The organism is Myxosarcina sp. GI1, from assembly GCF_000756305.1.
Lineage (GTDB): Bacteria > Cyanobacteriota > Cyanobacteriia > Cyanobacteriales > Xenococcaceae > Myxosarcina.
In genome coordinates this window covers 164,790-187,403 of record NZ_JRFE01000024.1, presented here as the reverse complement: position 1 = coordinate 187,403, position 22,614 = coordinate 164,790, and the positions used below count along the sequence as shown (strand labels likewise).

Sequence of the window (22,614 nt, the reverse complement as noted above, 5' to 3'; positions counted from 1 at the left end):
TTATCGCTCTCGAAATTCAATTACATCATATTTAATAGTGACATCAAAATTGCCAAAAAAGTTTTGTCCTAAAAGACCTACTGTCAATGAAGAAGATACTACAACAGGAACATTTCTGGCGACTGAACCTGCTGCGGCGATGGATTTTACCTGACCTAGAGGAAGATAGACAAGTTCGTGACTGGGTGTTTGAACTGGTAAGCTTCCTAAAGGTTCAAAATTTAAAGCCCGTGCCATTTGTGGAGTCAAAACAGTCATACTAGCTCCCGTATCCAGCATCATTTCAAACACATATCGCTCGTTAAATTGGACTTCGATTACGGGAATGCCAGCATTTCTTCTAATAATTGGTATGGTGTATACTCTCGGTTCGTAAACTGTTGCCGAGTTAGTTTGCCTGCGGTTGGGAGATTTACCATTTCTACACAGATGACTTAAATCCAACGGCTTGCCGCTGGCATCCTGCATAAAGCAAGCAGACTCTTGAGCATTGGCTGTAGTAGAAGAACAATTAAAAATCAAAGATAATAATAGTAATTTAAATAAATTTTTCACAGTTTTAAAATAATTTTTTATAAAGCTTTTTAAAATTGCTTTAATATAAGAATTCCCTAAAACTGTAATTTAATTACAATTGAAATATAAATATTTAGTAAATCGGTTGCGATCGCCAGTAAAGCAGTACGTGAATTGGTTAGAACGAGTTAATTTATCTACTCGTAAATATTCATTAATGAACAGCGAACAATTTTTCATTTACTAGCCTTTAACTCAATAGTTAAAATTCATTGCTTATTACTCATTAATAATTGCTCATTAAATTGACTACAGATCGATTAATTTTCTCCTGTTCCCTATTCTCTAACTTCATAAAGAAAGGTGTACTTCACTTAAGCGAGAATTGCTATAAGTGCTAGAGGACAGTTGAAGAAAACAAAAATCCTTGTCCGTATTGACACTCCAAATTTTGTAGTAAAGACAGTTGATTTAAAGTCTCGATTCCTTCTGCCACTACATCTAATCCCAGGTTTTTGCCCAAATCGACAATTGCCCTTACAATCTCCAGGCTTTCAGACTCACAATCGATTTTGCTAATAAAAGAGCGATCGATTTTAATTAAGCTTACGGGAAAGCGATGCAAATAACTGAGAGAAGAATAACCCGTACCAAAATCATCTAAAGAAACGTTGATGCCAAACTCCCGTAACTCAACCAAAAAAGTTGCAGCCAAATCGGGATCGATCATCATTACGGTTTCAGTAATTTCTAGTCTTAAGTTATGAGGCGGCAAACCAGTTACTTTAATAATTTCTTTAATCCTGGCAATAAGATCGGACTGCAAAAATAGCTTGCTAGAGAGATTGACGCTAATTGATGCCGTTAGCGAAACCTGTTGGCTAGTTTGCCAGGCTTTCATTTGATAACAGGCTTGTTCTAATMCCCACCAGTCAATGGAAAAAATCAAGCCGCTTTCTTCGGCAATAGGAATAAATTCGGCAGGAGATACGCTTCCTCGTTGGGGATGATGCCAGCGTACCAAAGCTTCAAAACCAACAATGTTTTGTGTAACTAAGGAGACAATTGGTTGATAGTAAATAGTTAATTCGTTACGCTCGATCGCGCCTCTTAGCTCACTCTCTAGCTGCGAAGCCGCTAAGATTTTGTTACGGGTAATGGGATCGAAAATTTCATAACAGTTTCTACCTTTAGCTTTAGCCCGATACATCGCCATATCGGCATCGCGCATAATCTCTTCGTTACGCTGATAGCCAATTGAGCTTAACACGATGCCAATGCTGGTGCCTGTAAATATTTCTCGTCCTTCGATATTAAAAGGAATGTTTAACTGCTGATGAATTCTGCAAGCGACTTTTAAAGCTTCACTTTCACCTTGCAGACTCTCTAACAAAATTGCAAATTCGTCACCACCCAGACGAGCTACCGTGTCATTGGGACGCACCGAAGTCACCAATCTAGATGCTACGGCAGCCAATAGACGATCGCCAGTTAAATGACCGAGACTATCATTGACTACTTTAAAGCGATCGAGGTCTAATAATAATACTCCAAATAAATAATCTGGATTTCTTTTTACTCGTTCTACTGCATCGGTAAGACGTTCGCCAAACCAAACTCGATTGGCGAGATGAGTAAGAGAGTCGTAATATGCCTGACGATGCAATTTTTGAGCGAATATTTTTTGTTCGCTAACATCGCGAAACACTATCACCAAGCCCAGACAGTTTTGATTGTCTTCAATAGGAGTAATAGTATTTTCTATAGGAATTTCACGACCATCTTTATTTACTAATAAAGTATTTTTTGATAAGTGAAAGCTCTCACCAGAATTTAAAGTAGATTCGATAGAACTGCTAATAGGTTGACGGCTGGCTTCATCAATTAATTTAAAAACTTCGATTAATTTTTTGCCTTGTGCTTGCTGCAATGTCCATCCTAAAATACTTTCTGCCGCAGCATTTAGAGAAGTGATTTGACTATCTAAGTCGGTAGTAATTACCCCATCGCCAATACTATCGAGTACTGTAGACAGCCACTTTTGACTTTTTCTCACCTGTTTGTCCCGTTCGTGTTTGTAAAGAGCAATTTCAATCGTAATTTTTATTTCTTGTTCCTGAAAAGGTTTGAGAATATATCCGTAGGGTCGGCTTTTTTTAGCTCTTTTCAGAGTGTTAGTATCGGCATGAGCGGTAATGTACACTACAGGAATATCTAATTGTTGTGAAATTATGTTAGCTGCTGCGACTCCATCCATGTCTCCAATTAATCTAATATCCATCAAGATTAAATTTGGACGGATCTGCGCTGCTTTAGCAATAGCTAACTCGCCAGAGTCAGCTGTATCGGGAACGTTATATCCTAAAGCTTCGAGAATTACCTGTAAATCTTGAGCGACAATAGCTTCATCTTCTACCACTAACAAAGTATCGATCATATAAAACTAATATAAGCGGTTGTTGGAAAAATCTTAGCTTATTTTGGTCAAAATTTGCTCTTTAGATTAAATTTTGAATAATTATCAGGTGTTGGACAAAGTTATTTTATACTTCGTTCCGCCATCGGTAGTTACTTCAACTGTACCTCGAAGTTGGGCAATTAAACTTTTAACCAGTTTCAATCCTAATGTTTGGTTATTATTAAGGTTAAAATCTGTTGGAAGACCTTTACCATTATCGGCAATGGTTAATACGAGGTTATCGTTCTCGTTAACTGCAACTATAACTTTAATTTCGCCTCTATAGTTTGGTGCAAAAGCATGCTTGAGAGCATTAGTAATTAACTCATTGATAATTAAACCACAGGGAACTGCTGTATCAATATCTAACAAAAAGTCATGCCTAATTTCTGTGTTTAAAAAAATATCTTTTTTTACTAATAAATACGAGGGAAATATGGTACTAATTAGAGCTTTTAAATAATCAGAAAAATTAATTTGAGTAACATTTTCCGATTGATAGAGTTTTTCATGAATCAAGGCAATCGCTTGAATTTTATTTTTGAGTTCATTTAAATGAGTGACGGCGGAAGATTCTTTAAGCACATGGGTTTGAAGATTTATTAAACTGCTAATAATTTGTAAGTTGTTTTTTACCCGATGATGTATTTCTTGAATGCGAAGCTGTTTCTGTTTTAAACGTGCAGCTATTTTACGCTCTGTAATATCTTCTACTATATAAGAAAAATTGGCAAAATTAGAAGCTGTAGCGTTATTAAACTGCTCGTTGTTAAAATTAATGGGAGAAATATTGACTGAAATATACTTACTCTCTTGCTCTACTGAATGAATATATTCAAAATAAATCGGTTTGTTTTCACGTTGGCTTCGATAACAGCTATCTAGCCAGCGATCGACTATTTCTGCATCGGCTATATGCTTCCTCAACGAACTACCAATAAATTTCTGTCGTTCCAAACCAAAAAAGTGTGCTGCAGCAGTATTACCTGAAATGTGTATTAGATCTTTATTGTTACCGATTAACTCTACGACTCCCATAGCGGAGCTATTGCTATTATAAAAGCTGCGAATAATTGAATCATATTGTCGCACCTCTCTTTCCGCCTGTTTGCGATCGCTAATGTCTAAAGCCACGCAAGTAAGACCTACTAAATTTTGCTCTTTATTCCACAATGGTTCGACAGCTAAATCGTAGTGAAATGTTCGATCGTCAATAACCAGAAATATTTCTTTTCTAGTACCGACTTTAGCGTCTAAAACTTTTTTCTTAATAGTTGCCAGAGTGCGAGCGTTTTCGATTGAAAAAGCTTCTGTTTCTGACTTGCCTATCAATTGCTCGCTCTGATATTTGGCAAAAGCATTGTACATCCAGGTATAGCGCAGTTTGGTATCTTGAGTGTAAACGGCAATTGGCGAGTTTTTGAGCGTAATTCTAAACAGTTCTTCGCTTTGCCGCAATGCTTCCTGAGTTTTGACAAGATCGCTAATGTCTCTGCCTACAGATTGAATTTCAGCTAACTCGTTGCGCTCGTTGAATATAGCGCGATAAACCCACTGCATCCAACGTATTTCTTCGTCAGTCGCGGTTCTAAATTCTACCTTGCCTACAGGATTTTGAGGAGTTAAAGATTGCAAAACTCGTTCGACTTTGGATTCGTCTTCAGGTAAAGCAACACTCTGCGCTACCTTACCGACAACTTCTTCTTTCTGGCGTTGAAAATAGTGGCAATAAGCCTGATTGACAAAAGTTATTACTCCATTGCGTTCAAATCTAACAATTAGTTCGGTTTGATCTTCTACGACCAAGCGATAGCGTTCTTCGCTTTGACGCAACTGTTTTTCTGCATGTTTGCGGCTGGTAATGTCCTGCATCTGAGCGATAAAATATTTTGGATTTCCCACCTCATCTTTGGCTAAAGCGACATCGAGCAAAATCCAAACTGCCCGACCCGATTTGTGAATATAGCGCTTCTCCAGTTGATAGCTGTTAATTTCATTTGCCAATACTTGTCGGACAAATTCTAAATCAATGTCAAGATCTTCTGGATGAGTAATATCCTGAAACTTTAGCTGTATCAGTTCGGCTTCACTATAACCAATAAGTTTGCATAGAGCGGGATTGACTTTAAAAAATCGTCCTTTTGTAGTCACTAAAGCCTTGCCAATCGCAGCAAATTCAAAAGCCCAACGTAACCGTTCTTCGTTTTCTTTGAGTTCTTGAGATAACAGTTGTCGCTGCTTATCGATCGCATTTAATTTCCAAGCGAGTTTCCACACTAAAATACTCAAAATCGCAATTTCTAGTATTATTCTTAGGACAATTCTTTGTTCTAGAGCGATAACATTGCCTTTCAAAGCCCACCCGAAAAACCAGGCTAAAAGTAGGGGTATTATCATCACTAATGGCATTAGCCAACGCGCTACCATGCCCCCGGCGCTATTTTCAGAGATAACGCTCATCCAGCCCTTATCGGCACGAGTTCCTAATAAAGCCAAGGCTGATAAAATAAAGCCTAAAGCGGTGTGAATCGCCATTCCCGTACCAGAATTAACGCCATAAAAAAAAGTAAGATCGTATATGTGACCTAGGATGGCAGTCAGAGAAATCGCCGCGATCGCTACTGCCAAAAACTGAGCGGTAAGATAGTTTTGTAAAGTTAAAAATAAAATCGCCCCATTAAACCAAAAAAAACATAAAGCTGTATTTGGAGACATTCGCCCTCGGACAACTGCATCTACTGCATTGGCATCTACCCTGAAGGAAAGCAAATCCGTACCCAAATCTAGCTGAAAGCCATATTCGATCAGAGTCAAACAAGTAAATAAAATAACCAGAATCGGTAAAAGATACAAGCAATAAGTGACTAATAGGCAAATTCGACGTAGATTTTGATGCGTCGCTTTGGTTTGGCGATAATGCCACAGCAGCAGAGTCATTCCTGCCAAAATAAAGCCAAGAGCGGTACTTATTTTCATAGTTACCTGTCCTGGAAAAATACTTGTTAGTGCTGCTATCTCAAAGCACCAACCAAAGATAACCACACCGCCCAAACAAATAACTAGAATTGACAACATTACCGAAATCGAGCGCAATCTGAGACTAATTTGGGTTGACTGTGGCTCTAACGAGAAACCAATATTGTTTGTCATTTTAATTTTTAAAAGAAATTATTCAGCGGGCGATCGGACGCAAAAGTCGCTCACAGATCTAGATAATGGTTAATAAAAACACTTGGAGCGATATATATTGAGAATAATATTTTGATTTAAGTACTTAAATTAAAATATCTTTAAATTAAATTATTATTTGTTGACAAAAGAGGATTTTTCTAGGCTCGATCGTGAATAAACAAAGCCTGAATGGTATATAGCAATTCTCATACTCGTGAGGTCAAAATCTAGACTTAAAACAGATCGTTCAATTCTTAAAGCCTAGAGCTTAGAGCCTAAAGCCTCACTAATACAAGGAGTACCTCATGTGACCGAGAAGTGCTATATAAGCTTTTTTTGAATTAATACAAATATATTAAAGACAGAAACTAATTCTGGTAAGCAAATATAAATAAAATTTGTCAACTCTTATCATTTTTCTAACAATTAAGCTAGAATTCGCCAGAACCTGCTTAAAAAAATTGAGAAATTCAATTATGTCTGCACTTCCTCAGCCAAAACCTCCCGTCGAATCATTTCCCCATCGTCGAGCAACTCAGTATCGGCAAACATTTGTCAACCGCGATCGGAAAACGGCAACTACCCCTACTACTAAATTAATCGAGGCAAAACCTGCCAGGCTTAGGCTACTAATGAAAATCCAACAAGGTTCTTTTGGACTAGCTCTCGCATCAATGGCAAGTAGTGTAGGACTGTATTTGGCAACTGTAAGTATTCCCCAGGTTTGGAGTCAGGAATACCAGTATTTAGAGACTTTGCAGCGTCAAGAGCGACAGTTGACCGAAATCAACGAAACTCTTAAATATCAAATGGCAAGACAAGCCGAACGCAACAACAGCGGCATAACTACGTTTGAAGAAGATAGTGCGGTTTTTGTCACTCCTGCGGAAGTAAAGCCAAAACCTATAAAAAGTTCCAGTCGCGATCGCCGTCAAGAAGTTGCTTTTAAATATGCCGCTCCTGGCTATTAAAATTTAGAAAATAGATGCCGTCTGTTGACCGTACCGATGATAGATGCGATTGAAAGGCAGGTTGTCTGCATTTTCTAGTAAAGAGAATAGATCGGGCGGTCATAAGACAAGCTAGGCGCGATCGAATGTTGTTAGCTCTATTTTTATTAACTTAGCGATGAGAAACCTCAGAACGGAGCGACTTCAAGCTTCAAATCGACAGCGATTTACTACCAAATCTGGCAATTATGTTTTTCGAGCGATTTTAGTTTGGGGAATTTTAGTTTTAGGAACCTTGGCACTAGCAGCAAGGCTATTTTATCTGCAAGTTGTCGATCCCGTGATTACTTACGAACAAGCACCAGATGGTAAATCTCTGACTCAAATTGCTAACGATCAGCAGACAACGAAACTAGATGTATATATTCCGCGTCGCCAAATTGTCGATCGCGCCAACAATGTTTTAGCTACCGACAGCCTTACCTATACTCTTTACGTTCATCCCTATCTATTTAAAAGGAATTCTATCGACGTACCAGCAACAGAAATCGCCAAGGAATTAGCTGCCATTTTAGAAGATCGAACACCCGCCGAACTAGAAAAAATCTTTAGCAAACAAAAATGGGGAATTCAACTAGCAGAGAATTTGCCCGAAACCAAGAAAGCTAAAATTATTGCTCTACAAATTGACGGCTTGGATTTGAGACAGCAGTATTCTCGTTTTTATCCCCATCAGGAAATGGCTGCCGAAGTAACAGGCTATGTCAATCGCGATAGTACCCGTAGTCCCCAGGCAGGAGTAGAATTTACTCAACAACAGTTGTTAGAACGACCTCCAGTTCAGTGGCAGATGAAGCGCAGCTATAGCAATAACGAACTGGTGTTTCATCCAGGGGATTTGGGGCGAACCCAAAAGTTATTTAATTTTGACGATCTCAGACTTCAGCTAACTATCGATCTCCGTTTACAGCAGATGGCTCGACATGCCTTAAAGCAGCAAATGGAGAAATATAAAGCAAAAAGAGGCGCGGTAATCGTCATGGATGTTAGAAACGGTGCGATTTCTGCCCTGGTATCAGAACCGACTTACGATCCTAATAAATATTTTGAAAATTACGACCTCGGACTATTTAAAAACTGGGCAATTACCGATCTTTACGAACCAGGTTCTACATTCAAACCAATTAACCTCGCTTTGGCATTAGATGCAGGGGTAGTTACACCCCACGATACTGTAGATGATACTGGCAAAATAAAAATTAAAGATGCAACCGTTAGTAATCACGACTATGCTACAGACGGAGCCAGGGGCAACATCAGCCTAGCGGAAATTTTGCAGCACTCTAGCAACGTGGGCATGATTAAAGTGATGAGTCGTCTCAATCCTGCCAAGTATTATCATCTATTGCAAAAGCTCGGTATTGAAGACAATTTAGAGTTTGATATTCCAGGCTACACTCCAGGCAGACTCAAAGATGAAGTAGAATTTACCGTTAGAGCGATCGAACCCGCAACGGCGGCTTTCGGTCAGGGTTTTTCCCTAACTCCTTTAAAGTTAATTCAGCTACATGCCGCGCTGGCAAATCAGGGAAAATTGGTCATTCCTCATGTAGTTAGAGGGTTAGCCGACTATAATGGCTTTTTACATTATTCTCTGCCTACTCATAGCGAACCAGTTTTTACTCCTAAAACCGCTCGTGCTGTTTTGCAGATGATGGAACAGGTAGTTGAAAAAGGTAGCGGTTATGCTGCTAAAATTCCTGGTTATCGCATTGCAGGTAAAACAGGAACATCGCAAAAAGCCAATACTGAGGGTGGTTATGATGAAAGCGCGAAAATAACAAGCTTTGTAGCAACTTTTCCCGCCGAATCTCCTCGTTATGCAGTTTTAGCAGTCGTAGATGAGCCTCAAGGCGAATATACTTTTGGTTCTACCGTCGCCGCTCCCATTGTCGGCTCGGTCATTGAAAGTATTATCAATATAGAAGGTATTCCACCTAGTACCGCTACGCGAAAGTAGCAAGTAGCAAGTAGCGAGTAACAAGTTTCTACTCTTGCCTCTTGCCTCTTGCCTGTTACCCGTTACCCGTTACCCGTTACCCGTTCCCTAAATTACTTTTAATTTTTAACTTTTGATTTCCGCGTAGCGATACTAGTGACAGCGATCGCACAAACCAAAGAATTCTAAAGTGTGATAGTAAACCTTAAACTGATGGGATGCTTCTAGACGATCTTCTAATTCGTGTACGGGACATTCATCAATAGGAACTGAAACCCCGCAGTTGACACAGGTAAGATGGTGGCGATCGCTCCTTACAGGGCTATAAACCGATTCGCCATTAGATAGAGTACGCACCTGAACTTCTCCCTGTAGTTTGAGAGCTTCAAGTGAACGGTAGACCGTAGCCAGTCCCATATTCTGTTTGCGATTGCGTAATTCGATATAGAGGTCTTGAGCCGAAATAGAGCGTTTTAGATTTTGCAGGATGTTAATAATTCGCTCCTGAGATCGGGTGCGTTGCGCTTTCATGATTGGTGTTGGATAACGAGCCTGACTCTATATTACAAGGTCGGGCTATTGCATTTGAAAGGTCAATTACGATCGCCAACAAAACTTGGTTTAGGCGATCGCGCTTTAAGAGACAGCAATTTTATAATTGTCTTCCAAACGCTTAATAAAAGTTAGCAAGTATTCAAAAGCTACAGCTTTTCTGGTAAATCTACCTTATTAAGAAAAATTTGGATATCTATAAACTATGGCTGACTATAAATACATCCTAGCCCTAGATCTAGGCACTACAGGAAATCGAGCAATTTTATTCGACAAACAGGGAAATATAGTCGGTCAGGTTTATAAAGAATTAACCCAACATTATCCTCAGCCTGGATGGTTAGAACACGATGCCGCTGAAATTTGGCGAGATACTCATAGCTGTATACAAAAAGTTATAGACGAGCAGCAAGCTAAGGTTGCAGAGATTGCCGCTATTGGTTTGACGGTTCAAAGAGAAACCTGTGTGCTGTGGGATAAAACTACAGGAGAACCTTTACATAAGGCTATTGTCTGGCAAGATCGTCGCACTGCTGCGATGTGTAATAAGCTGCGAGATATGGGAAAAGCCGAGGAAATCCAGCAGAAGACGGGTTTAGTATTGGATGCTTATTTTTCTGCTACTAAAATCGCCTGGTTAATCGATAAAGTCAAACAAGACCAACCCGATACTAATTGGGACAATGTTTTAGCGGGTACAATAGACAGTTGGGCTTTATGGAATCTTACTGGCAGACAGGTTCACGCGACCGATATCAGTAATGCCAGTCGCACGATGTTAATGAATTTAGCAACGGGAAACTGGGATGATTCTCTACTCGATCTTTTTAATATTCCTCGTAACATCATGCCCGAAATTATGCCGAGTATGGGAGTATTTGGCAACAGCGATCGCGAAGTTTTGGGAGCGGAAATTCCTATTGCAGGGATATTTGGCGATCAACAGGCATCTTTATTCGCTCATGGTTGCGATCGCCCAGGTTTACTTAAATGTACCTACGGTACGGGCTGCTTCTTGGTAGCGCAAACGGGAACGGAAGTAACGCGATCGCACGAACGGCTTCTTTCTACCGTTGCCTGGAGTACGGACAAACAGACTAACTACGCTTTGGAAGGGGCAATTTTTACTACGGGTGCTTCTATCCAGTGGTTGCGCGACGGCTTAAAGTTAATCGACTCTGCTGCCGATACCGAACCTATGTCTTTACAAGTTGCCGATACCGACGGAGTTTACTTCGTTCCTGCCTTAAGTGGCTTGGGTGCGCCTCATTGGGATATGAACGCTCGCGGTGCTTTTTTTGGTATTACGGGGGGAGTTAAGCGCGAACACATGGTTAGGGCAGTTTTAGAAGCGATCGCCTATCAGGTAAAAGAAGTTGTGGATGCAGCCAATAAAGATAGCGACAAACCAATTTCTCTACTAAAAGTAGATGGTGGCGCGACTAAAAATAACTTTTTAATGCAGTTTCAAGCCGATGCTTTAGGCGTTCCTGTAGAACGTCCCGTTATTCTCGATGCTACCGCTCAAGGTGCAGCTTTTGGTGCGGGTTTAGCCGTTGGTTTTTACGATGATTACCAAAGTTTAATCGATAATCGCCAAATAGAGCGCGTGTTTGAACCAGGAGAAGGACAGGAACAGGCACAAGCTAATTTTGCCATGTGGTCTAAAGCAGTAGAGCGAGCTAAAAATTGGATAGAATAAAACACCCCGTAGGGATAAGGCAATGCCCGTTGGTGATAAGTTAAGGGACTACGTTGTTTGTCAACTGGTTTTGAGTAGCAAGTAGCAATATAGAAATTAAAGACAATAAACTAATTATTTAGTTCGTTTTCTCAATTGAATATGTAAAGCGCGATCGCCTTTTAGTATCACAAGATAAAATTCGCTTAAACAATTTGTCCTAAAATCGAAATTGAGTACCGCTCAACGGCACGCACCCGAATTCACTTCGGGCGACCCATTGAGTTTTAAAAAGTAATATTAATTTAATTATGGAAATGCGATCGCTCGGGCGCTCAGACGTTAAAATCACCCCAATTTTAATGGGTACTTGGCAGGCAGGAAAAAGAATGTGGGCGGGCATCGAAGACGAAGATAGCATCAAAACTATTCGCGCTGCCTATGAAGCAGGAATAACCACTATCGATACGGCAGAAGTATATGGCAACGGACATTCAGAACAAATTATCGCTAAAGCTGTAGGCGATGTAAGAGATAAACTGGTTTATGCCTCTAAAGTTTTTGCCAGTCATCTCAAATACGATGAAGTTATTGCTGCTTGCGATCGCTCTTTAAAAAATCTCGCTACAGACTATATCGATTTATATCAAATACACTGGCCCAGTGGTGCTTTTAATACGGAAGACGTACCTATAGAAGAAACTATGAAGGCTTTAAACCAGCTTAAGGAAGAGGGGAAAATTAGAGCGATCGGCGTATCTAATTTCTCTCGCGTTCAATTAGAAGAAGCCTCGCAATACGGCAGAATTGATAGCTTGCAACCGCCTTATTCTCTTTTCTGGCGTAAAGTCGAACAGGATGCCGTACCATACTGTATTGAAAACGATATTTCAATCCTGGCATATTCTTCCCTGGCACAAGGTTTACTTACTGGTAAATTTGGCAAAGACCATAAGTTCGCTGAAGGAGATCATCGCGCCGACAATACCCTCTTTCAAGGCGATAACTATCAACACGCTCAAACTGCACTACAGCAACTTCAGCCCATTGCCGAGCGCTATAACTGCACACTAGCTCAGTTATCTTTAGCATGGTTAATTGCCCAACCTCAAACTAATGCGATCGCTGGTGCGCGTCATGCCAGTCAAGCTACAGACAATGCTAAAGCGGCTGAAGTAGAGCTTAGTGAAGCAGATCTTCGAGAAATTGACCAAATTGGCAGACAGGTAACAGATTATCTGGACGACAATCCTGTAATGTGGGACTGGTAAATATTTAAAGCGATTTTCTTGCTTCAATATCCTGTTTACCGTCTAAAAGTTAGTTGGCAGTAAATTCAAGCAGTGAAATATTTTTTTCTATCAGATGGTTGGACTTATAGGCGAGTCTGGGAGTTTGGCGGACTTTGGGATCGCTCTAGCTGGAGACGCAAACCGCAAATCGAGCGTCTTAACTGTGGCATTTTAGAACGACAAGAGTCTCTGTGGCTCTATCAGGTTGAAGATGCCGTAATCACGATTGAAGTTTGTCCTTTAAACGAAGCTGGAAATTCAAACATTGGGCAGGTAGTTTTAAAACGTTTGATTGGTGCCGAACAGGTAATTGAAATTTTGACCCGCTCTGAATTAGTTTTTAACTCCCAATCTAAACTCAATAAAAATTAATATTTTGTAACAAAACTTGACTTTAGGCTGTCATGAAGTTTCTAACTCTTGCAATGGGTTCTAACAATAGTTACACTTCTTTAAATAAATAGGAATTTCGAGACATACCTCGAATCATCCTTATTTAGTAATTGTTACTGTCAAATATTTTTCCATCGGGACGAGAAATTGAGACAATAAATACAAATAAAAAATAACAGTCGTAACTGACAAATTATTATTTCACAAGGAGGAGCGTAGTCAATGGGACTACCTTGGTATCGAGTTCATACAGTCGTCTTGAACGATCCTGGACGACTAATATCAGTACACTTAATGCACACCGCTTTAGTAGCAGGATGGGCAGGTTCGATGGCTCTTTTCGAGCTAGCAGTTTTCGATCCCAGCGATCCCGTACTCAACCCTATGTGGCGGCAAGGTATGTACGTACTACCTTTTATGGCACGTTTGGGTGTAGAAGGATCTTGGGGCGGGTGGAGCGTTACAGGAGAAACTGGCGTGAACCCTGGCTTTTGGTCTTTTGAAGGTGTAGCGATCGCTCACATCGTTTTATCTGGTTTACTGTTTTTAGCTGCCGTATGGCACTGGGTATATTGGGATTTAGAGCTATTTGTTGACGAACGTACGGGTCAACCAGCTTTAGATTTACCAAAAATGTTCGGCATTCACTTACTGTTATCCGGCATACTCTGCTTCGGCTTTGGTGCTTTCCATCTTACTGGTCTTTGGGGACCTGGAATGTGGGTATCAGATCCCTATGGCTTGACGGGACACGTAGAAGCTGTCGCCCCAGAGTGGGGACCTGCGGGTTTCAATCCGTTTAATCCAGGAGGAGTAGTAGCCCACCATATCGCCGCAGGAATTGTCGGTATTATCGCTGGCTTGTTTCACCTCAGCGTTCGACCTCCCGAAAGACTGTATCGCGCTCTGCGGATGGGTAACATCGAAACCGTACTTTCTAGCAGTATTGCTGCCGTATTTTTTGCGGCTTTCGTGGTAACTGGAACTATGTGGTACGGCAGTGCGACTACTCCTATAGAGTTGTTCGGACCAACCCGCTATCAGTGGGATCAAGGCTATTTCAATCAAGAAATTCAGCGTCGAGTCGGAGCCGATATGGCAGATGGGGCTTCTCGTTCGGAAGCGTGGTTGAAAATTCCCGAAAAATTAGCTTTTTACGACTATGTCGGTAATAACCCTGCTAAAGGTGGTTTGTTCCGTACTGGCGCGATGAATAGCGGTGATGGAGTTGCCCAACAGTGGCTGGGACATCCAGTATTTACTGACAGAGAAGGAAGAGAGTTAACCGTACGTCGGATACCTAATTTCTTTGAAACTTTCCCTGTAGTGTTAACTGATTCTGAAGGTGTTGTTAGAGCCGATATTCCCTTCCGTCGTGCAGAATCAAAACTCAGCGTCGAGCAAAGTGGGGTTAACGTATCCTTCTATGGTGGTGCTTTAGATGGACAAAGCTTTGACGATCCTCCAAGCGTTAAGAAGTATGCCCGCCGCGCTCAATTAGGAGAGCCGTTTAGTTTTGATGCCGAAGCTTTTGATGCTGACGGTGTATTCCGCACCAGTCCTAGAGGTTGGTTTACTTTCGGTCATGCTTGTTTTGCTCTGCTATTCTTTTTCGGTCACATTTGGCATGGATCTCGGACTCTTTACCGAGATGTATTTGCTGGAGTCGATCCAGAGTTAGAAGAAGAACAAGTAGAATGGGGCTTCTATCAAAAAGTTGGTGACAAATCTACTCGTCGTCAGCAACAACAGCAAGCTTAACAATTTGCATTGTTTATGGAGGTAAGGCGGTTTTGCCGTTTTTGCCTCCAGTTTCAAGTTAGTAAAAATGCCTAAAAGCATACCAACAAAAATTTTGTTGATAAACTAAGAATAGAAGTTGAGAGATTAATTATGGAAAGTGTTGCTTACATTCTAATTCTAGCTATGGCTCTAGCCGTGCTATTTTTTGCGATCGCATTTCGCGAACCACCCCGTATTGAAAAGTAATAACCTTTAAAGTTAACTAGTTAATAAGTTAATTTTTGTGTACTTCTGAGCCGTTAACAATCCCAAAGTGTTTGTTCTCACAATAGGATGGTGTAAGCGGCTCGGATTGTTGTTTTCAATAATCTGCAATTTGTTTTTTATGAAGACATTATTATAGTCAGCATTTCTAGCATTAGTTAAATTCATGCACTGCCCATCTTGCCAGCATACAGAAAGCCGAGTCTTAGAGTCTCGCTCTACAGAAAGCGGACAAAGTATTCGTCGCCGAAGGGAATGTCTAAAATGTAAGCATCGCTTCACTACTTACGAAAGGATAGAATTTATTCCCATTGCCGTAATTAAAAGGGATGGCAGTCGCGAATCTTTCGATCGCTCTAAACTGCTTAGAGGCATTATTAGAGCTTGCGAAAAAACTGAAATATCCAATCAAAAAATTCAGGCGATAGTAGAAGAAATAGAAGCAAGACTACAGCAAAATCTCAAACGAGAATTTACCAGTGCTGAGGTAGGAGAACTAGTATTAGAACATTTACGCCAGGAAAGCGAAGTTGCTTATGTTCGCTTTGCTTCAGTGTACCGCAATTTTCAAGGAATCAAAGATTTTGTCGAAACTTTAGAGCATTTACAGCACGAAAATTCTCAATCTTCACCTATTAGTATTGACGATTGGCAAGAAAAATCTACTTCTTCAACGGCAGATTGTCTTTCTTCAAGCTAAAAATAAATAAATAATCTATTATTAAGGTGTCGTTCTGTGACTTAATAATCTTAAGGTTTGAGATTGAGCTATAGCGATGGCAATTTTGACTCAAAAATTCTCAGTCAACGGCTAGTAATGCTTTACTCTACTTGAGGTAAAAAGCTTGTAAAAGTCAAAGATTCGAGTGTTTTAAGTTATCAGAAAGCTAGAAAAATAAGTCGAAAAAATATCTTCGAGCTAGTTTTTTAGTAAAAAAAGTCAAATTTGTTTAAACAATAGCAACTACAAACCCAATTAGAAGTTACAATACTTTAATGCAATATTGCTATCAGGCAAAAAATCTTGGCAACTTAGCAGTTTTCTGACTATGTTTGAGTCGGTAAAGACTGGCTTGTGGAAGGGGCAAAGAATGTAGGTGTAGGCTGCATGACAATCAGAGCGCACGATTATTAAATGCTATTACCAGCATGGTGCGACCGTCAGTGGGTATACATCAAGCAGGAGGCACATTAAACCAAGGAGATAGAAAAATACAACAAGGAAACTTAACCCAAATGGTCAATCAGCAAGAAAATAATAACAACAATATTGGTTTTACTCATGAAGATTTCGCCGCTCTTTTAGATCGATACGATTATCATTTCAGTCCAGGGGACATTGTAGCGGGAACGGTATTTAGCATGGAACCAAGAGGTGCGTTGATTGACATTGGTGCAAAAACAGCAGCTTACATCCCCATTCAAGAGATGTCTATCAATCGGGTAGATAATCCCGATGAAGTACTTCAATCGAATGAAACTAGAGAATTTTTTATCTTAACTGACGAAAACGAAGATGGGCAGTTAACTCTTTCAATTCGTCGTATTGAGTATATGCGAGCTTGGGAAAGAGTCAGACAATTGCAGCAGGAAGATGCTACAGTACGCTCCAATGTCTTTGCTACCAATCGCGGTGGTGCATTGGTAAGAATTGAAGGCTTACGCGGCTTTATTCCCGGTTCTCATATCAGTGCTAAAGAAGCTAAAGAAGATTTGGTAGGCGAAGATTTGCCGCTCAAGTTTCTAGAAGTAGATGAAGAGCGAAATCGCTTGGTATTGAGCCATCGTCGAGCGTTAGTAGAACGCAAGATGAACGGCTTAGAAGTCGGTCAAGTTGTGAGAGGTTCGGTAAGAGGTATCAAACCTTATGGCGCATTTATTGATATTGGCGGCGTGAGCGGATTACTACACATTTCGGAGATCTCGCACGATCATATCGATACACCTCATAGCGTCTTTGGGGTAAACGACGAATTAAAAGTAATGATTATCGATCTCGATGCCGAACGAGGACGGATTTCGCTCTCTACCAAACAGCTAGAGCCAGAACCAGGTGATATGCTTAAAAACCGCGACTTAGTTTTTGAAAAAGCTGAAGAGATGGCAGAAAAATATCGCCAAAAACTCTTGGCTGAAGCTGAAGGAATAACTGTAGAAGAATTAAATGCAGCCGAATCAGCCAGTGAAGATGTAGTTGAAGCTAGCAGTAGCGACGAGGCTGAAGATTCTGAAGGTGAAATGGTAGGAGCTAGCGTCGAAGAATAAATAGCAACCGCTAGTACCAAATTTTGGGTTTAAACAAACGGTTACAGATTGCTTCGCTGTCAAGGGACAGAGTAATCTGTGACTATTAAATTCCTGTAGTTTATTGGGGAGAATATCGATAATTTGGCAACAATTGTCTGTAAAGGCACGATTTTTAATAAAATTGAAGCCATTATTTTTGATAAAGACGGAACTTTAGAAAATTCCCAATTTTTTTTAACCAAATTAGCGCAGGTTAGAATCGACGAAATTGAGGCGCGAATACCAGGTATGGCATCAGAACTTACTAAGGTATTTGGTATTAAACACAATGCCCTCGATCCCGCAGGTTTGACGGCAGTAGGAAGTCGTCAAGAAAATGAACTGGCAACCGCAGCTTGTATCGTTAAAACAGGCTGTGGATGGTTTACCGCCAAGCAGATTGTTAATGAAGCTTTTGTCGCTGCCTCCCAACTTGTAGTTAGAGATGCAAATACTTCTCCTTTGTTTGTTGGCTGTTTGCCAGTGCTGAAAACTTTGGCACAGGCAAAAGTTAAGTTGGGAATTCTCTCTGCTGATTCTACAGCAGGTGTACGAAATTTTATCGAGCGATCGCACCTGAGCGAGTATATCGAACTAGCAATGGGTGTAGATGATGAGATTAATAAACCAGATCCCAGACTATTTGTTAGAGCTTGTCAAGCTATGTCAGTAAATCCTCATAGCACTTTGATGGTGGGAGATTCTCTGGGAGATATAGCTATGGCAACGGCAGCTAAAGCCGCAGGAACCATTGGTATTAGCTGGGACAATAATACTGTTTTAACTGCTGCAAATGTTACTATCTCAAATTTATCAGAAATACAAATTTTGAATTCTTCAAACTAGATCGGGTATCATATATCCTTAATTAAAGATACTAGTTACAATTATTGTTTATCGAGGGCTAAATACCATTGTCTCGCCGTTATTTATTTACCTCCGAGTCCGTTACCGAAGGGCATCCAGATAAAATTTGCGATCAAATTTCTGACTCTATATTAGATGCGCTATTAACTCAAGATCCTCTTAGCCGCGTTGCTGCCGAAGTAGTAGTTAATACAGGTTTAGTTTTAGTAACTGGAGAAATTACTTCCAAGGCGCAAGTAAATTACGTCGATTTGGTCAGAAAAAAAATTGCCGAAATCGGTTACGTTCATGCTGAAAATGGTTTCTCAGCCGATAGTTGCTCGGTTCTAGTTGCTTTAGACGAACAATCTTCCGATATTGCTCAGGGAGTAACTGAAGCTCAAGAACAGAGAGCTAAACTTAGCGATGACGAACTAGACCGAATAGGTGCGGGAGATCAAGGCATTATGTTTGGCTTTGCCTGTAACGAAACTCCAGAACTCATGCCCATGCCTATTAGTCTGGCACATCGTATGTCTCGTCAACTGACAACGGTAAGAAAAGAACAATTATCTTATCTACGTCCTGACGGCAAAACTCAGGTTTCCGTACGCTACGAAGATGGCAAACCAACTGGCATCGATACTATTTTAATTTCTACGCAACACACAGAAACGATTGGCGACTGTAGCGACGACACAGAAGTACAGAAAAAGATCAAAGAAGATCTTTGGGAAACTGTAGTTAGTCCAGTTTTTGCTGACCTAGAAATAAAACCAGACGACAATACTCGTTTTCTGGTAAATCCTACAGGCAAATTTGTCATCGGTGGACCTCAAGGAGATTCGGGTTTGACGGGAAGAAAAATTATTGTCGATACTTATGGTGGCTATTCTCGTCATGGCGGTGGAGCTTTTTCTGGTAAAGACCCGACCAAAGTTGACCGTAGTGCTTCTTATGCCTGCCGTTATGTAGCTAACAATATTGTCGCCGCAGGTTTGGCAGATAAATGTGAAGTACAGGTTAGCTATGCAATTGGCGTAGCCAGACCGACGAGCATCTTTATAGAAACTTTTGGCACCGCCAAAATCGAAGAAGAAAAACTCTTACAGATAGTTCGAGAACATTTTGAATTGCGCCCTGCTGGTATCATTCAGACTCTTAATTTGAGAAATCTACCTCAAGAAAACAATGGTTGTTTTTATCAAAACGTGGCGGCATACGGACATTTTGGCAGAATCGATTTAGATTTGCCTTGGGAAAAAACCGACAAAGCCGCACAATTAAAAGAATATTTGTTATCTAGTAGTGCAGTTTGAGCGTTCACAATCTTAAGCTTTGAGCTTAATTTAAAGTCTAAAAAAGAATGCTACATATTAGGGATTGGGAATTAGGGATTAGGGATCGGGGATTAGGAACTTTCGCCCAATCCCCAGTTCCCAGTCCCCAGTCACCAGTTCTTATTTCCCAGTCACCAATCCCCAGTCCCAAGCCTTATCCTTTTGTAGCAAACATTTATGTATTTCATATTAGTTGTGTTTGAAGTACAAACGATATTTAAAACAAGAGGATTTATGTCAGGAAACGTAAATCTTCTTGTTTTTTTTAATATTACAATCAAAGTAAAGCGACTATTTCTGAACTAAATCTAATGTTGGTGTAGATTCAGTTGCCACTTTTTTAGCGAAAGTCAATCGATCGCCGACGCGATCTACTAAAATTGTATCCCCGCGAGTAAAAGTATTTTCCAGAATTTTGGTAGCAATGGGGTTTTGCAGTTCGCGCTGAATTGCCCGCTTGAGAGGTCGCGCACCATAAGCAGGATCGTAGCCAGCTTCGACAATATATTCTTTAGCACTAGCAGATAATTCGATCGCAATTTTTTGTTCTTCTAGCAACTTCTCAATATGACGAATCTGAATGCTGACAATTTGCCTTAGTTCTTCGCGCTTCAAACTATGGAAGATAATCAGGTCGTCGATGCGGTTGAGAAACTCTGGTCGAAAGTGTTTTCTTAATGCTTGAGTTACCTGCTTGTGAATTTGTTCGTACTGGCGATCGTCATCTCCTGTAAAGTTAAGAATATGTTCGCTACCTACATTGCTGGTCATTACAATGATGGCGTTGCGAAAGTCTACCACTCGACCTTGGGAATCGGTAATTCTGCCATCGTCCAGCACCTGCAAGAGGATATTAAATACATCTTTATGAGCTTTTTCTACTTCATCTAACAGTATTACCGAATAAGGACGACGGCGCACTGCTTCTGATAGCTGTCCTCCCTCTTCATAACCGACATATCCAGGAGGCGCTCCCACCAAACGGGATACGGCGTGTTTCTCCATATATTCCGACATATCGATTCGCACCATCGCATCTTCGCTATCAAACAGCAATGCTGCTAAAGCTCTAGCTAGTTCGGTCTTACCTACCCCTGTCGGTCCCATAAACAGGAACGAACCAATGGGACGACTGGGATCTTTCATTCCCGCTCTAGCACGTCGAATTGCCGCAGCTACAGCCATTACGGGTTCTTGCTGTCCGATAACTCGCTGATGCAAATGACCTTCTAGCTGAAGCAGCTTTTTCTTTTCTGACTCTAAGAGGCGATTTACGGGAATTCCCGTCCAGTTAGCAACTATTTCGGCGATATCGGATTCGCTTACCTGTTCTCTGAGTAAGGTTTGACCTTGAGATTGAATTTCTAGTAATTGTGCTTCTTTAGCTTCTAAATCTCGCTGTAAAATTGGTAATTTACCGTACTGCAATTCGCCAGCTTTATTCCAGTCATTGGCTCTTTGCGCCTGTTCTACCTGCAATCTTACCTGCTCTTCTGCTTCTTTAAGAGCGTTAATCGAATCTAGCAGTTCTTTTTCCGATTGCCATTGCGAAGCTAGTTCTTCCTGCTTCTGTTTGAGAGCGTCAATTTCTGCCTGAATTTTCTCTAATCTCTCTTTAGCAGCGCGATCGACCGTGCTAAAGCCAGGACGCTGAGTCGTTCCTTCTCCTTTTAACGAGACTTTTTCCATCTCTAACTGCATGACGCGGCGATCGATGTCTTCTAGTTCGGTTGGCTTAGAAGTAATTTCCATCTTGAGTTTTGCCGCCGCTTCGTCTACGAGGTCGATCGCCTTATCTGGTAAAAAACGCTCGGTAATATAACGATGGGATAGAGTGGCTGCTGCTACTAGTGCCGAGTCGGTAATAGTTACGCCGTGATGTACTTCGTATCTTTCTTTCAGTCCCCGTAAAATTGAAATGGTGTCTTCTACGCTTGGTTGTTTGACGTAAACCTGTTGAAAACGTCTTTCTAAAGCGGGGTCTTTTTCAATATGCTTGCGATACTCATCGAGAGTGGTCGCACCGATACAGCGAAGTTCTCCCCGTGCCAACATGGGTTTAAGCAGGTTGCCAGCATCCATCGAACCTTCGCGAGAACCCGTACCCACTACGGTATGCACTTCATCGATAAATAACACGATTTGTCCGCTAGATTCGGTGACTTCTTTTAATACCGCACGCAGCCTTTCTTCAAATTCGCCGCGATATTTAGCACCCGCAATCAGACTACCCATATCAAGAGAGATTAGCTGACGATTTTTTAGAGATTCGGGAACGTCGCTATTGACGATTCTCTGTGCCAAACCTTCAGCGATCGCAGTTTTACCAACTCCTGGTTCGCCGATCAACACGGGGTTATTTTTCGACCTGCGAGAAAGAACCTGGATTACACGGCGAATTTCTTCATCCCTGCCAATAACGGGGTCTAATTTTCCTCCTTTTGCAGCTTCGGTAAGGTCGATGCCGTACTTTTCTAACGCCTGATACTGTTCTTCCTGATTTTGTTTGGTTACTTTCTGGGTTCCCCGTACCGATTTAATTATCTTTTCTAAATCTTGAGGATCTAAATTAAAAGTGCGTAGAGTTCTTTTGCCGATGCGATTATCTTCAGCAAACCCCATCAAAATATGTTCTACCGAAATAAATTTGTCTTGCCAACTTTCTCTACAGGCTTCAGCGCGATCGAGTAGAGTATCCAATCCTTGTCCGAGATAGAGTTGCGTGGCTCCAGTTTTCGGCTGACGATTAGTATAAACTTCCAACTGCTGTTTTAAACGAGCGGTATCGATACTGGCTTTATCAAAAATAGTCTTTGCCAGACCTTCTTGTTCTAACAATGCCAGAACCAGATGTTCTACCTCTAAATTTTGATTTTGAAATAGTTTGGCTACTTCTTGTGATTTGACAATTCCATCCCAGGCTTGGTCGGTAAATTTACTTGAATCGGTAGGCTGCATACTAGGTTAATTTAGTGTTCTTATATATATCGCGTGTTTTTGAATAAACTTGGCAAGATTCTACTGCTAAATTTAGCTTACTTAAGAATGCTTGAAGTCTCTTAAGCTTATCTGATTGATGTGTGATTTAATTTACTACTTTCCATCTCTAAGCAGCAGTAGCCA

The 22,614-nt window shown here is 40.8% G+C and carries 16 protein-coding genes; 11 read left to right on the top strand and 5 right to left on the bottom strand.

Annotated features, from left to right (window positions below; genetic code table 11):
• From KV40_RS18200 to KV40_RS18190, 3 genes are all read right to left on the bottom strand, one after another.
• Positions 1 to 555 carry a TIGR02281 family clan AA aspartic protease gene (locus KV40_RS18200; RefSeq protein WP_036484519.1) on the bottom strand — a complete coding sequence of 185 codons (555 nt, stop codon included), beginning with the start codon at positions 553 to 555 and terminating at the stop codon, positions 1 to 3.
• Positions 556 to 913: 358 nt separating this feature from the next.
• Positions 914 to 2,953, bottom strand: a complete 2,040-nt coding sequence (locus KV40_RS18195) for an EAL domain-containing protein (protein WP_036484517.1) — start codon at positions 2,951 to 2,953, stop codon at positions 914 to 916.
• A gap of 84 nt (positions 2,954 to 3,037) precedes the next feature.
• On the bottom strand, positions 3,038 to 6,124 hold the full coding sequence (locus KV40_RS18190) for a PAS domain S-box protein (protein WP_036484514.1): 3,087 nt from the start codon (positions 6,122 to 6,124) through the stop codon (positions 3,038 to 3,040).
• A 497-nt stretch (positions 6,125 to 6,621) separates the two neighbouring features.
• Between KV40_RS18190 and KV40_RS32315 the strand changes: the two genes are divergently transcribed.
• Both KV40_RS32315 and KV40_RS18180 read left to right on the top strand, forming a co-directional pair.
• Positions 6,622 to 7,116 (top strand): hypothetical protein, encoded by a 495-nt coding sequence (locus KV40_RS32315; protein ID WP_052055750.1) that lies wholly within the window; start codon positions 6,622 to 6,624, stop codon positions 7,114 to 7,116.
• A gap of 157 nt (positions 7,117 to 7,273) precedes the next feature.
• On the top strand, positions 7,274 to 9,115 hold the full coding sequence (locus KV40_RS18180) for a penicillin-binding protein 2 (protein WP_052055749.1): 1,842 nt from the start codon (positions 7,274 to 7,276) through the stop codon (positions 9,113 to 9,115).
• A 132-nt stretch (positions 9,116 to 9,247) separates the two neighbouring features.
• Here KV40_RS18180 and KV40_RS18175 read toward each other — a convergent pair whose 3' ends face one another.
• Positions 9,248 to 9,625 carry a Fur family transcriptional regulator gene (locus KV40_RS18175; protein WP_036484511.1) on the bottom strand — a complete coding sequence of 126 codons (378 nt, stop codon included), beginning with the start codon at positions 9,623 to 9,625 and terminating at the stop codon, positions 9,248 to 9,250.
• A gap of 226 nt (positions 9,626 to 9,851) precedes the next feature.
• Here KV40_RS18175 and glpK point away from each other — a divergent pair, with 226 nt between their 5' ends.
• The 9 genes from glpK (at position 9,852) to metK (ending at position 19,470) form a co-directional block, all read left to right on the top strand.
• Positions 9,852 to 11,348, top strand: a complete 1,497-nt coding sequence (glpK, locus tag KV40_RS18170) for a glycerol kinase GlpK (protein WP_036484508.1) — start codon at positions 9,852 to 9,854, stop codon at positions 11,346 to 11,348.
• Positions 11,349 to 11,638: 290 nt separating this feature from the next.
• Positions 11,639 to 12,598, top strand: a complete 960-nt coding sequence (locus KV40_RS18165) for an aldo/keto reductase (RefSeq protein ID WP_036484504.1) — start codon at positions 11,639 to 11,641, stop codon at positions 12,596 to 12,598.
• A gap of 72 nt (positions 12,599 to 12,670) precedes the next feature.
• Positions 12,671 to 12,991: a hypothetical protein gene (locus KV40_RS18160; RefSeq protein ID WP_036484502.1), complete on the top strand. Its 321-nt coding sequence runs from the start codon at positions 12,671 to 12,673 to the stop codon at positions 12,989 to 12,991.
• A gap of 243 nt (positions 12,992 to 13,234) precedes the next feature.
• Positions 13,235 to 14,773: a photosystem II chlorophyll-binding protein CP47 gene (gene psbB, locus KV40_RS18155; protein ID WP_036484499.1), complete on the top strand. Its 1,539-nt coding sequence runs from the start codon at positions 13,235 to 13,237 to the stop codon at positions 14,771 to 14,773.
• Positions 14,774 to 14,905: 132 nt separating this feature from the next.
• On the top strand, positions 14,906 to 15,001 hold the full coding sequence (locus KV40_RS18150; protein ID WP_036484496.1) for a photosystem II reaction center protein T: 96 nt from the start codon (positions 14,906 to 14,908) through the stop codon (positions 14,999 to 15,001).
• 184 nt (positions 15,002 to 15,185) lie between these two features.
• A complete protein-coding gene (gene nrdR, locus KV40_RS18145; RefSeq protein WP_036484493.1) occupies positions 15,186 to 15,719 on the top strand; it encodes a transcriptional regulator NrdR in 534 nt (177 codons plus the stop codon).
• Positions 15,720 to 16,255: 536 nt separating this feature from the next.
• Positions 16,256 to 17,284, top strand: a complete 1,029-nt coding sequence (locus KV40_RS18140) for a 30S ribosomal protein S1 (RefSeq protein ID WP_036484987.1) — start codon at positions 16,256 to 16,258, stop codon at positions 17,282 to 17,284.
• A 123-nt stretch (positions 17,285 to 17,407) separates the two neighbouring features.
• A complete protein-coding gene (locus KV40_RS18135; protein ID WP_036484490.1) occupies positions 17,408 to 18,151 on the top strand; it encodes an HAD family hydrolase in 744 nt (247 codons plus the stop codon).
• Positions 18,152 to 18,219: 68 nt separating this feature from the next.
• The gene (gene metK, locus KV40_RS18130; RefSeq protein WP_036484489.1) at positions 18,220 to 19,470 is read left to right on the top strand and encodes a methionine adenosyltransferase; all 1,251 of its coding nucleotides are present in this window, start codon (positions 18,220 to 18,222) and stop codon (positions 19,468 to 19,470) included.
• Between the two features lie 312 nt (positions 19,471 to 19,782).
• Here the strand turns inward: metK and clpB are convergent, their stop codons facing one another.
• A complete protein-coding gene (clpB, locus tag KV40_RS18125; RefSeq protein WP_036484487.1) occupies positions 19,783 to 22,449 on the bottom strand; it encodes an ATP-dependent chaperone ClpB in 2,667 nt (888 codons plus the stop codon).
• Positions 22,450 to 22,614 lie beyond the last annotated feature (165 nt).

Coding starts and splice junctions, on each gene's coding strand:
- KV40_RS18190 (WP_036484514.1), bottom strand. CDS start 6,124: ATGACAAACAATATTGGTTTCTCGTTAGAGCCACAGTCAACCCAAATT.
- KV40_RS32315 (WP_052055750.1), top strand. CDS start 6,622: ATGTCTGCACTTCCTCAGCCAAAACCTCCCGTCGAATCATTTCCCCAT.
- KV40_RS18180 (WP_052055749.1), top strand. CDS start 7,274: ATGAGAAACCTCAGAACGGAGCGACTTCAAGCTTCAAATCGACAGCGA.
- KV40_RS18175 (WP_036484511.1), bottom strand. CDS start 9,625: ATGAAAGCGCAACGCACCCGATCTCAGGAGCGAATTATTAACATCCTG.
- glpK (WP_036484508.1), top strand. CDS start 9,852: ATGGCTGACTATAAATACATCCTAGCCCTAGATCTAGGCACTACAGGA.
- KV40_RS18165 (WP_036484504.1), top strand. CDS start 11,639: ATGGAAATGCGATCGCTCGGGCGCTCAGACGTTAAAATCACCCCAATT.
- psbB (WP_036484499.1), top strand. CDS start 13,235: ATGGGACTACCTTGGTATCGAGTTCATACAGTCGTCTTGAACGATCCT.
- KV40_RS18150 (WP_036484496.1), top strand. CDS start 14,906: ATGGAAAGTGTTGCTTACATTCTAATTCTAGCTATGGCTCTAGCCGTG.
- nrdR (WP_036484493.1), top strand. CDS start 15,186: ATGCACTGCCCATCTTGCCAGCATACAGAAAGCCGAGTCTTAGAGTCT.
- KV40_RS18140 (WP_036484987.1), top strand. CDS start 16,256: ATGGTCAATCAGCAAGAAAATAATAACAACAATATTGGTTTTACTCAT.
- clpB (WP_036484487.1), bottom strand. CDS start 22,449: ATGCAGCCTACCGATTCAAGTAAATTTACCGACCAAGCCTGGGATGGA.